Annotated in this window: 10 protein-coding genes and 1 pseudogene; 6 read left to right on the plus strand and 5 right to left on the minus strand. The window is 42.1% G+C overall.

Features of this window, described 5'->3' with window-relative positions:
• Window positions 1-146: 146 nt before the first annotated feature.
• The 6 genes from ODU55_RS01140 to pulA all read left to right on the plus strand — a co-directional run bounded on the left by ODU55_RS01140 (window position 147) and on the right by pulA (window position 7,562).
• Window positions 147-1,406, plus strand: coding sequence for an extracellular solute-binding protein (locus tag ODU55_RS01140; protein WP_398581601.1), 1,260 nt, complete (start codon window positions 147-149; stop codon window positions 1,404-1,406).
• Between the two features lie 106 nt (window positions 1,407-1,512).
• The gene (locus tag ODU55_RS01145; RefSeq protein WP_024376014.1) at window positions 1,513-2,808 is read left to right on the plus strand and encodes a sugar ABC transporter permease; all 1,296 of its coding nucleotides are present in this window, start codon (window positions 1,513-1,515) and stop codon (window positions 2,806-2,808) included.
• 1 nt (window position 2,809) lies between these two features.
• Complete coding sequence (locus tag ODU55_RS01150) at window positions 2,810-3,652, plus strand: sugar ABC transporter permease (RefSeq protein ID WP_024407722.1); 843 nt, start codon at window positions 2,810-2,812, stop codon at window positions 3,650-3,652.
• 131 nt (window positions 3,653-3,783) lie between these two features.
• A complete protein-coding gene (locus ODU55_RS01155) occupies window positions 3,784-4,494 on the plus strand; it encodes an integral membrane protein (protein WP_015445375.1) in 711 nt (236 codons plus the stop codon).
• A 9-nt stretch (window positions 4,495-4,503) separates the two neighbouring features.
• Complete coding sequence (locus ODU55_RS01160; protein ID WP_398581602.1) at window positions 4,504-5,487, plus strand: LacI family DNA-binding transcriptional regulator; 984 nt, start codon at window positions 4,504-4,506, stop codon at window positions 5,485-5,487.
• A gap of 23 nt (window positions 5,488-5,510) precedes the next feature.
• Window positions 5,511-7,562: a type I pullulanase gene (gene pulA, locus ODU55_RS01165; RefSeq protein ID WP_398581603.1), complete on the plus strand. Its 2,052-nt coding sequence runs from the start codon at window positions 5,511-5,513 to the stop codon at window positions 7,560-7,562.
• 151 nt (window positions 7,563-7,713) lie between these two features.
• On the opposite strand, the gene nrdI is transcribed toward pulA, so the two are convergent.
• The 5 genes and pseudogenes from nrdI to ODU55_RS01190 form a co-directional block, all read right to left on the minus strand.
• The gene (gene nrdI, locus ODU55_RS01170; protein WP_029996979.1) at window positions 7,714-8,166 is read right to left on the minus strand and encodes a class Ib ribonucleoside-diphosphate reductase assembly flavoprotein NrdI; all 453 of its coding nucleotides are present in this window, start codon (window positions 8,164-8,166) and stop codon (window positions 7,714-7,716) included.
• Between the two features lie 76 nt (window positions 8,167-8,242).
• A complete protein-coding gene (locus tag ODU55_RS01175) occupies window positions 8,243-9,181 on the minus strand; it encodes a YitT family protein (protein ID WP_398581604.1) in 939 nt (312 codons plus the stop codon).
• Window positions 9,168-10,919 carry an aspartate--tRNA ligase gene (gene aspS, locus ODU55_RS01180; RefSeq protein ID WP_398581605.1) on the minus strand — a complete coding sequence of 584 codons (1,752 nt, stop codon included), beginning with the start codon at window positions 10,917-10,919 and terminating at the stop codon, window positions 9,168-9,170. The genes ODU55_RS01175 and aspS overlap by 14 nt, the downstream gene beginning before the upstream one ends.
• 232 nt (window positions 10,920-11,151) lie before the next feature.
• A pseudogene (locus tag ODU55_RS01185) lies at window positions 11,152-11,526 on the minus strand (GNAT family N-acetyltransferase); the annotation flags it as partial.
• Between the two features lie 192 nt (window positions 11,527-11,718).
• A complete protein-coding gene (locus ODU55_RS01190) occupies window positions 11,719-12,630 on the minus strand; it encodes an aldo/keto reductase family oxidoreductase (protein ID WP_398581606.1) in 912 nt (303 codons plus the stop codon).
• Between the last annotated feature and the right edge of the window lie 20 nt (window positions 12,631-12,650).

The raw sequence follows: 12,650 nt of genomic DNA on the forward strand, positions 1-12,650 counted from the left end.
GTTTTTTAAAACTCAAAAAAAATTTTAAATTTTTTTATAAAAACGCTTGCAAACGGATTCAATCTGGTGTATAATGAAGTCAACTTAGGAAAACGTTTGCGCAAAGCAGACGTCACACAAAACTATTTATCTTCGGAGGGAAGAAAATGAAACACAATCTCCTTAAGAGCGCTGCTCTTCTTGCTGCATCAACTGCTGTTTTAGTTGCTTGCTCAAACTCAAGTTCATCAACAGAGGCATCTAAGTCTGCTGAAGGTAGCAAAGAATTGACTGTCTACGTTGACCAAGGTTATGAATCTTATATCAACGACGTCAAAGCTGACTTCGAAAAAGAAAATGGTGTGACTGTTACAGTTAAAACTGGTGATGCTTTGACTGGTTTGGATAACTTGTCATTGGACAACCAATCTGGTTCAGCTCCAGACGTTATGATGGCACCATACGACCGTGTAGGTAGCCTTGGTTCTGAAGGCCAATTATCTGAATTGACACTTGCAGATGATAGCAAAGCAGATGACACAACAACTGCTCTTGTAACAAACGGTGGTAAAGTTTACGGTTCACCAGCAGTTATCGAAACACTTGTTCTTTACTACAACAAAGACTTGTTGACTGAAGCTCCTAAGACATTTGCAGAACTTGAAACACTTGCTAAAGATAGCAAATACGCCTTCGAAGGAGAAGCTGGTAAAACAACTGCCTTCCTTGCTGACTGGACAAACTTCTACTACACTTACGGACTTCTAGCTGGTTACGGTGGCTACGTATTTGGTGAAAACGGTACTGATCCAAAAGACATCGGACTTGCTAATGAAGGTGCCATCAAAGCGATTGAATACGCTAAAACTTGGTATGAAAAATGGCCTCAAGGTCTTCAAGACGGTACTGCTGCAAACAACTTGATTAACACTCAATTTACAGATGGTAAAGCAGCTGCTATTATCGAAGGACCTTGGAAAGCAGCTTCATATAAAGAAGCTGGCGTAAACTATGGTGTAGCAACAATCCCAACTCTTGTAAACGGTAAAAACTACTCAGCATTCGGTGGTGGTAAAGCGTGGGTTGTTCCTACAGGCGCTAAAAACCAAGAAATGGCTCAAAAATTTGTTGACTTCTTGACTGCTACAGACCAACAAAAAGCACTTTACGACGCTACAAACGAAGTTCCAGCTAACACTGACGCTCGTGAATATGCTGTAAGCAAAAACGACGAATTGACAACTGCAGTTATCAACCAGTTCGCTTCAGCTCAACCAATGCCAAACATCTCAGAAATGGGTTCAGTTTGGACACCAGCTGGTAACATGCTCTTCGAAGCTGCAAGTGGTGCAAAAGACGCTAAAACTGCTGCAACAGACGCTGTGAAAGCTATTGCAGACGAAATTGCTCAAAAACACAGCAACTAGTCAAGTTTAAAGTTGGACTGGGAGTTCCTCCCAGTCTACTTTATTACTTAACGATAAACTGAATAGATAGAATCGACCATCTATTCAGAAACTATATAAGGAGACTATGACTATGAAACAAAATCCAGGTAAGGCACTCCTTTTGTCCCTGATCCCTGGTCTCGGACAAATCTACAATAAACAAAAAGCCAAAGGATACATCTTTTTGGGTGTTACCCTTGCCTTCCTTGTTTATTTTATTGCAATTGCAGCTGGTGAATTAGGCAACTTGATTACCCTCGGTAGTGTTCGTGGACAAGATAATTCACTATTCATGCTGATTCGCGGTTCTTTCCATTTGATTATCACGGTTGTCTATCTCGCTTTCTATGCACTCAACCTAAAAGATGCACGTGATACTGCGAAACGATGGAATTCAGGGATGCCAGTAGCTACCACATTAAAAGAAATGGTAAAAGGTATCTATGAGAATGGTTTCCCATATCTCTTGATTATCCCATCATATATTGCGATGACCTTTGCTATCATCTTCCCAGTTGTCGTTACATTGTTTATCGCCTTTACAAACTACGACTTCAAACACCTGCCACCAGGTGCCTTGTTGGATTGGATTGGTATTACCAACTTTACAAACATCTGGAAACTAAGCACATTCCGTACCGCATTTGGTTCTGTACTTGGCTGGACAATTATCTGGGCACTCTGTGCTTCAACAGCTCAAATTGTTATCGGTATCTTGACAGCCATCATCGCAAATCAACCATTCATCAAAGGAAAACGTATCTTCGGTGTTATCTTCTTGCTCCCATGGGCTGTTCCTGCCTTCGTAACTATCTTGACTTTTAGTAACATGTTCAACGATAGTGTCGGCGCTATTAACACACAGGTATTGCCATTCCTGAGCAAATTCCTACCATTCATCGATAATTTCCTTATCCCTTGGAAGACCGACCCATTCTGGACTAAAGTTGCTCTCATTATGATGCAGGCTTGGCTTGGTTTCCCTTATATCTATGTTTTGACCTTGGGTATTTTACAATCCATTCCAAACGACTTGTACGAAGCTGCTTACATTGATGGTGCAAGTGCCATTCAAAAATTCCGTAACATCACCCTTCCGATGATTTTAGCAGTAGCAGCTCCAACACTAATCAGTCAATACACCTTCAACTTCAACAACTTCTCTATCATCTACCTCTTCAACAATGGTGGTCCTGGTAGCGTCGGTGGTGGAGCAGGTTCAACTGACATCTTGATTTCATGGATTTATAAATTAACCACAGGTACATCACCTCAATACTCAATGGCGGCAGCAGTTACATTGATTATCTCAATGATTGTCATCAGTATTTCCATGATTGCCTTCAAAAAACTAAATGCTTTTGAAATGGAGGATGTATAAGATGAAATTATCTGTAAAATTTAGACGTAGAATCAATCAGACCTTAACCTATCTCTATCTGATTGTTCTGTCTGTTATCATCATCTATCCTCTCTTGATTACAATCATGTCCGCCTTCAAGTCTGGTAACGTGGTTGCCTTCAAATTGGATAGCAATATCAACTTTACACTAGACAATTTCAGCAAGCTCTTTAGCGAGACTCTATACGGAACCTGGTACCTCAATACGCTTATCATTGCTCTCTTGACAATGGTTATTCAAACAAGTATAGTGGTACTAGCGGGTTACGCTTATAGTCGCTATAACTTCATCGCTCGTAAGCAGAGTTTGGTCTTCTTCTTGATTATCCAAATGGTACCAACCATGGCTGCTCTTACCGCCTTCTTCGTTATGGCCCTCATGCTCAATGCGCTCAACCAAAGCTGGTTCCTCATCTTCCTTTATGTCGGTGGTGGTATCCCAATGAACGCTTGGCTCATGAAAGGCTACTTCGATACGGTGCCAATCTCACTTGATGAATCTGCAAAACTAGACGGCGCTGGTCACTTCAGACGTTTCTGGCAAATCGTCCTCCCACTCGTTCGTCCAATGATTGCTGTACAAGCGCTCTGGGCCTTCATGGGACCTTTTGGAGATTACATCCTATCCAAATTCTTGCTTCGTGAAAAAGAATTCTATACTGTAGCTGTCGGCCTTCAAACCTTCATCAGTGATGTGAAAAATATGAAGATTGCCTACTTTGCGGCAGGTGCTATTCTTATTGCCCTCCCTATCAGTATCCTATTCTTCTTCCTACAAAAGAACTTTGTATCTGGTTTAACAAGCGGTGGCGACAAGGGATAACCCTGTCCCACCTTTTCCCTTTTTAGGGGAAACATTGATATTTATGAAAGGTCCAACGAATGCTCCCATATCCTTTTTCCTATTTTTCTAGTATCTTCTCTCCAAGAAATATGTTTGCCAATCGTAGACTAATGAACCTTTGGCAACGGTTGTTTACAACGCTTTTTTTAGTGGCGCTCTTGCTCATTCCGAGCTCCCTACAGACTGTCAATCTCGAAACCTATCCTTTAGAAAATTTCGTAGAAGGTATCTATGCACCTCTGACAGATCAGGTCGTAGATGACCTCCGTCAACATGCAGTCATTGAAAACAACCACCTAACCTATACTGGAAATACTAACTGGGAGCAAGTGACATTTGGTGATACCGTTAGCTCTAGTTCTGACTTTACTTATCAATTCGCCAATCAGTCTCTGACTATTCGTAAAGGAAGTGATATTCTAAGCGAATTGACTTATGAAGGTTTGAATACTGACGATTTTGCTAGTAAGGAGACCTTGACTGCAACCATCTCTAAAAAATGGTATCAAGCCAACCGAGCAGCTGTCGGACTGTCCATCACTCTTATTTCGACCTTTATTTTAACAACAAACCTACTCTTCATCCTACTAGGAGCCAGCTTCTTCCTCTTTTTGACTAAAAAGTCTCGTTTCTTCCATTTTGAAACGTTTGCAGAGTGCTATAATTTTGCTCTCAACTGTCTGGGCCTGCCTACTCTTATAGCCTGTCTAATTGGACTATTTGGTCAACCTGTGACTACCCTTCTAACCATACAAAATATCCTATTTGTGCTATGCTTGTTATGGGTATTTTTCAAAACAAAATTCAGAGATGAAATCTAGGAGGTCTATATGCGTGCAACCATCAAAGATGTGGCTAAATTAGCTGGTGTCTCGCCATCTACAGTTACTCGTGTCATTCAAAATAGCTCTGCCATTAGCCAAAAAACGAAAGACTTGGTGCGGAAAGCCATGGCGGATCTCAACTACCATCCAAACCTCAACGCTCGAAGCCTAGTTTCTAGCTACACCCAGGTTATCGGCTTGGTTTTGCCAGATGATTCCGATGTCTTCTACCAAAACCCCTTCTTCCCAACAGCCCTGCGTGGCATTTCACAGGTGGCTGCAGACCACAATTACGCCCTTCAAATCTCTACGGGTAAAAATGAAGAGCAACGTCTTGAAGCTATTTCTCAAATGGTTTACGGGAAACGAGTAGACGGGCTGATTTTCCTTTATTCTAAGCCAGATGATCCGCTGGTCCAGCTAGCCATTCAGCATAAATTTCCCTTCCTCATTCTTGGAAAGGCAGATTCCCCGTTTATCTCCCTAGTCGATAACGATAATATCCAAGCTGGATTTGAAGCGACCAATTACTTTGTCAATAAAGGCTACAAGAATATCGCCTTCGTCGCTGGTAACAAGGAGCTGGTCGTGTCCCAAGACCGCTATGCTGGCTATAAAAATGCCTTGAAATCACACAATATCCCTCTAGATGAAAACAAGGTCAAGTTTGTATCAGGTTTCCTTTTGGAAGATAGTGCCTATAAAATCTCCAAGAAATTACTCAAACAGGATATAGACGCAATCGTCACAACCGATACCATGGTCGCGGAAGGGATTGTCAAATACCTCAACGAAGCCGGTACCAAACTCCCCATCATATCCTTTGACTCTGTCAAACCAAAATTGGACATTGAAGCCTATGTTGATGTCCACGCCATTAAACTTGGACGTGTGGCCTTCAATACCCTCCACCAAATCATCAACGACAATAAGGAAGACAAACAGGTCTGCTACCGCCGTGTCATTCCACATACTATTACCGAACTCTAACCTAGAAAGGAGCCGTTTGGCTCATGGCATTACGACAATTTCAAGCATTTCTAGATGATGTAGCCACTATTCGCCTCGTCATGGAAAAACGATTTGATACTGAGCATATGAGTTTCTCTCTCGAATCATCCGACGCTACATCTCAACTCTTTATTCATTCCTGTCTAGAGGTAGATAATCTTGTTCTATATTATTTAACTAGTCTCCATGCCCTCAATTTGGATAAAGACTACACCATTTACGACCAAGATCGCAACAAAACCGAGTTAGGCTATGGGCATATCGTTCGCTCTGCTATTTTCGAACAAAATTATACCTATAACGGCCGAGACTTGGGTGCAACCTATAGTCCTCAGTCCACTAGCTTCAAGCTTTGGGCTCCTATCTCCAAGCAAGTCTTTCTAGTCCTAGAGGGCAACCCTCATGCAATGACCAAGGGTTCTAATGGTGTCTGGCAGGTCACAGTAGAGGGTGATTTAGACAGTCAAAGCTACCACTATCTCCACAAAGTCAATGGTGAATGGATTGCTGTTCACGACCCATATGCCCTTTCTTCTAAGGCAAACTCTGGCGATAGCTACGTCATCAACCCAAATAAACTCCACAAGGTTCGTCGTGCCAAGACTCAACGCCCTATCTCTCAGGCTATTGTCTATGAAATGAGCGTCCGTGATTTCTCTTGGCAGACAGAAGCCGGCTTTAAACACCGTAGCCAATTCCTCGGTCTGACAGAATCTCCTGTCTTAGACGGTATGCAGCTTGGCATGGACTATGTCAAAAACTTGGGCGTAACCCATATTCAACTCTTACCAGTGTATGATTTTGGCAGTGTGGATGAAAACAAACCTCAGGCTGTTTACAACTGGGGGTACGACCCTATGCAGTACAATCTGCCTGAAGGATCCTTCTCCAGCCTGCCAAATGACCCCTACGCCCGCATCCTAGAACTCCAAGAGGCCATTCAAGCCTATCACGATGCAGATATTTCGGTCAATATGGATGTTGTTTACAACCATGTGTATCACGCTGAAAAATACGCATTCGAACTCATCGTGCCTGGTTATTTCTACCGTTACAACGAGCATGGTATGCGGACTGACGGTACCTTCTGTGGCAACGATGTCGCTAGTGAACGCAGCATGGTCCGCAACTACATCAAGCATTCCCTCCGCCAATGGCTAGAAATCTATGGTTTTGATGGATTCCGTTTTGACTTGATGGGTATCTTGGATAGTGAAACCATCAATCAAATCCAAGCAGAATTGGCTGCCATCCACCCAAATGCCTATCTCTATGGCGAAGGATGGAAGATGGCAACTGGCTTAGAATATGAAAAACTGGCCCACCAGTACAACGCAGATCAACTCCCTGAAGTGAGCTTCTTCAACGATGACTACCGTGATACCTTCAAAAAGCTCTTACTCAACCCACATCGTTTGGTTGACAAGCAACTACACGAAAAAGTGCAGCATCTTTTGACAGGTAGCCGCTATAGCCACTTCATCAAACCACAGCAGTCACTCAACTATATCGAGTGCCATGATAATGCGACAGCCTTTGATTACTTCCATATTGAAAATCCAGAATGGACACCGCAACAACAAAAGCGTGCTGCAAGTTTTGGACTACAGTTGATCCTTATTTCTCAAGGTATGGCCTTTATCCATAGTGGACAAGAATTCTTCCGTACCAAAGATGAGATTGACAATACCTACAATATTCCTGACCGAATCAATCGCTTGGATTGGACACGAGCTGTACACTATAAAGAACATATCGAATTTATCCAAGAATTGATTGCCTTCCGTAAAAACAATCCAATTCTCAGCCAAGATAGCTATGAAACCATTCAAGAAACCTGTGATTTCTACTGGTTGACCGAATATGTTCTCCGCTATCAAGTGACAAGTGAAGAAAAGACCATTCAATTTATCATCAACTTTGCGGATAGCGACTTTACCTATGAACGTGAAAAAAATAAGACAGTTCTCTACAACTATCCTCCAGTCGAAGAGCGTGATCAGCAAGAAATCACGATTGCAGGACAGAGTATTTGCATTTTAGAAGACAAATAGGACTTTAGACCGATGAAACACGATATAGTCTGAGGTATACTATAGTCAATCCTAAATATTTTTCATAATCTCCTTAAAACTCACTGGTCACGCTGGTGAGTTTTTTTGTGTGACAAAAAAACAACCCAGCATAAAGCTGAGTTGAGGCTCTTTACATCAATTCCATTATCTTCCGACCAATGCGTTCAATGTCATTCTGCATTCCTCTGAGTTCAAAGGTGTCTATAACAGGAAAATTAAATCGCTCAGCATATTGCTTGGCAGTCAGGCAATATTGGTTGTTGAAATTCCGGTTGCCTGAGCCAACGACACCCAGACAGAGCTCTGCATTGGTACCCAAAGCGATAAAATCTCCAAGAGGATTGGTCAGAATTTCCACATCTCCGTTGTCCACTCCATTTCCACCTTCTAAGTAGGTTGGTAAAAAGGCGACAAAGGGTGCATCTAGCTGGTAAAAGGAAATGTCCTGCTTGACCAAATCTTTAACATGGACCAGTTCAATCTCCCAGTCAGTTTGAAATTGAAAAAAAGACTTTAGGCGTTTCACAAAACTCTCTGTATTGCCACTCAAACTGATATAAACCAAATATATTTTCTTCTTCATACATTTCCTCATTATAATAAAAACACTACATGTAGACTGTAAATACTATTTTACTCCTACATGTAGTGTTTGTCAATCAGTCACTTTCCACAAACCGTCCAATAATATTGACATTGTCTGCTACTGAAACAAAGGCTTGTGGGTCCGCTTTTTTCATAATATGCTTGAACTCACTGAATTCAGCTCGCGTGATGATGGTAATTAAAACCGTCTTTTGCTCATGGTTATAAGCACCCTCAGCACCGTTGATAATGGTCACACCGCGATTGAGCTTTTTATGGATTTTTTTGATAACTCGTTCAGGATAATTGGTAATAATCATGGCCTGCATCCGTTTTTGTTTCACGAAAATCGCATCTGTCATGCGGCTGGAGATAAACAGCGCAACCATTGAATACAGGGCATATTGCCAGCCAAAGGTCATCCCTGCAATCAACATAATCATAATGTTGACAATCAAGGAAATGGAGCCAACTTGACGTCCCGTCTTCTTGCGAATAATAATAGAGACAATATCAGTACCACCACTGGATACATTGTTCCTAAGCGCAAAGCCAATCCCAGTTCCCAGCATGAGACCACCGAAAATAGCATTGACTAACGGATCCGTCGTCAGGGTAACTGGCGGCATAAATTGGATAAAGAAAGAACTGAAGGATACCGTAATAAAGGTAAAGATAGTAAATTTATAACCAATTTTATACCAGGCTAAGATAAGCAAGGGGATGTTCAGACCGTAGTAGACCACCGCAATCGGTACATTCCAACCAGCGTAAGAAGCTGCCAGAGCAGAAACAATTTGTGCAAGACCAGTAACTCCAGACGAATAGACATTCCCTGGTCTAAAGAAAAAATTGACTGCAATACTAGATAGGAGTCCATAAATAATGGACCCCGATATCCGTTCAGCATATTTTTCCCGAGAAATTCCCAAAATGACCGACCAAAACTTATTCTTTCTGGCCTTTCTTAAAAAGCGTACACGCTGTTTTCTGAAAAATTTATTCATTTTCAAGTGTAATGTCTAAAGCCAATTCCTCTAATTGAGCTGATGCAACCGTACTTGGCGCCTGTGTCATTGGATCAGATGCCTTGTTATTCTTCGGAAAGGCGATAACTTCACGAATGTTATCCTCACCAGCCAATAACATGACAAAGCGGTCCAAACCGATAGCCAATCCACCATGTGGTGGGAAGCCGTAGTCCATAGCTTCTAGCAAGAAACCAAACTGCTCATGGGCATCCTCAGCAGAGAAGCCAAGCGCTTTGAACATCCGTTCTTGCATCTCTTTCTGGTTGATACGCAAACTACCGCCACCTAGTTCATAGCCATTCAAAACGATATCGTAGGCAACTGCACGCACCTGCGCCAAATCACCATCCAAATGATGAGCTGTTTCTTCCGTCGGCAAGGTGAATGGGTGGTGGGCACTCATGTAGCGACCTTCTTCTTCAGACCACTCAAACATCGGCCAGTCTACAATCCAGAGGAAGTTGAATTTGCTTTCATCAATCAAGCCTTGCTCTTTTGCCAAGCGGTTCCGTAAAGCTCCCAGGGTATTATTGGCTACTTCCAATTCATCTGCTACAAAGAGAACCAAGTCCTTGTCTTCAAGTTGTAAACTTGCTGTCAAGTTTTTTGTAATACCAGTCAAGAACTTAGCAACTGGGCCTGCTAATTCTCCCTTGTCTACTTTAACCCAAGCTAATCCCTTGGCACCAAATTGTTTAGCGTATTCTGTTAATTTATCAATATCTTTACGTGAGTAGCTATCCGCCGCACCCTTGACCACAATAGCCTTTACAACAGGTGCTTCTGAGAAGACTTTGAAGTCAACTTCCTTGACAGTATCTGTCAAGTCTTGCAAGAGCATGTCAAAACGAGTATCTGGCTTGTCTGAACCATAGAAATTCATCGCATTGTCATAGGACATACGAGGGAATGGCAAGGTTACATCGATTCCTTTGGTATCTTTCAAGACCTTAGCAATCAAGCCTTCTACGATGTCTTGGATTTCAACTTCATTCAAGAATGAGGTTTCCAAGTCCACCTGTGTAAACTCAGGTTGACGATCCCCACGCAAATCTTCATCACGGAAACACTTAACGATTTGGTAATAACGGTCGAAACCAGCATTCATTAAAAGCTGCTTAGTAATCTGTGGACTTTGTGGCAAAGCATAGAAATGACCTTTGGACACACGAGATGGTACCAAGTAGTCGCGCGCACCTTCTGGTGTTGACTTGGTCAACATTGGTGTTTCCACATCGATAAATTCCAAGTCATCCAGATAATTGCGAATGCTGTGGGTTACCGCTGCACGTAATTTGAAGTTGTTGAGCATTTCTGGACGGCGAAGATCCAAATAACGGTAACGAAGACGAGTGTCATCGCTGGCTTCAATGCCATCCTTGATTTCAAATGGAGTTGTCTTAGCTGTGTTCAACACTGTCAAGCTGGTTACTTGCAGTTCAACAGCTCCTGTCGGGATATTGTCGTTAGCTTGCTCACGCTCAACAACCGTTCCTGTTACTTCGATAACGAATTCAGAGCGAAGACTCTCAGCTTTTGCCATCACTTCAGCCTCAACTGACTCAGGGTTAATCACCAATTGCATAATGCCTTCACGGTCACGCAAGTCAATGAAAATCAGGCCACCTAAGTCACGACGGCGGCCAACCCAACCTTTCAAAGTAATTTCCTGTCCGACATGTTCCTTACGAACACGTCCAGCGTACATAGAACGTTTCATTTTCTTCCTCTTTTACTGATTTTATACCTATTCATTCTACCATAAAATGGCTGATTTTTGGGGGAAATTGCCGAGAAAAATCTAAGAACCTGTATTCACCGTCTAGCACTCCTATCTAAGACTAGCTATTCAGCTACTCAGCCTTAGTTTTTTCAAAAATACAGTCCGTATTCCTTCAAAAAACTATCTCTTATATGACATTACTTGTGAGTACAGGCTTAAAAAACCAGCCTTAAACGACTGGTTTAGTATAAAGCATATCTAAATGAGGGATATCGTCCTCTAAATAGACTTCTGAAACTGGCTCAAAACCTAACGAACTATAGAACTTTTCTAAATGGGCTTGGGCACCAATTTTAATCTGTCTTTCTTTCCATTCGTTTGTAATAAAGTGAATTGCCTGCTCCATCATTGGGCGACCTAAGCCTTTGCCACGATGACTTGACTTGATGACCACACGTCCGATGGAAACTTCGTCATAACTTAGACCAGCTGGCAAGATTCTCAAGTAAGCCACTAACTCTCCTTCATCAGTTCCCAAAAGATGAAGACAGTTTGGATCCTTACCGTCAACTTCAGGATAGGGACAGGCCTGTTCAAGTACAAATTAAGTCTTTTAGTTTACTTTTAGTACGAGTCAACGAGCTGCAAGCTGTACTAAAGTACGGTAAAGCGAGTTAACGAAGTAATAAAAGAAAAACTAAATGACTGATACATCGGTTCTCAGTGTCAAGATACTGTAAAGCTCCTGTAAACTTAGTTGGTCAAATGCTTTTATTTCCCACTGCATAGCTTCCTCCTAGGGCAAGATGTTGCCTGCACTTTTATATATTTCGTACCATTCTGGTCGAGTCAAGGTAATCTGACTAGCTTGTGCAATCTTGGTCAAACGTTCTGGATTCATGGACCCAACTATGGTTTGAATCTTAGCTGGATGTCTCAAAATCCAAGCTACGACAATGGTTTCATGTGAAACTTTGTACCGCTCTGCTATTTCCCCAATGGTCTGGTTTAAAAGAGCATAGTCAGGATGGTTGGCAAAAATACCTCGTTGCAAATCAATCAAGAAAGGAGACCAGGCTTGGATAGTGATTTTTTTAAGTTGGCAATAGTCAATTAGCCCACCATCACGCATAGTCGCAGCATCATCTTTCATATTGACATGGAGTCCGGCGTCAATCAAAGGCGTGTGAGCAGGAGATAACTGCAATTGATTAACTGCGAGCGGTTGATCAAGATAGGATTGCAATAACTCCATTTGGTAAATGTTTTGGTTGCTGACGCCAAAATGATGAACCTTCCCTGCTTTTTTCAAGAGATAAAAGGCCTCTGCCACTTCCTCTGCTTCCATCAGAGCATCTGGACGGTGAAGAGCCAAAACATCCAGATAATCTGTATCTAAACGCTTGAGAATGCCGTCCACAGACTCCAAAATATAGTCCTTTGAGAAATCAAAATATCCCTTACGAATGCCACATTTGGACTGGAGAATCATGTCCTCACGTTTCAAACCTGCTAATTTTGCTCCTTGAGCAAAGCGAATTTCTGACTCACCACCACCATAAATATCTGCATGGTCGAAAAAGTTAATTCCCTGTCCAACGACTGTATCTAACACATTAGCAGTTTCCTGCTCTGTCAGACTAGCCATTCGCATACAGCCTAAAGCAATTCGAGAAACCTGTAAACCTGTCTGTCCTAATTCTTGCATATGTCTTCTCCTTGTAAGCG

The sequence above is a fragment of the Streptococcus sp. 2022WUSS037 genome, assembly GCF_044427225.1.
Taxonomy (GTDB): Bacteria; Bacillota; Bacilli; order Lactobacillales; family Streptococcaceae; genus Streptococcus.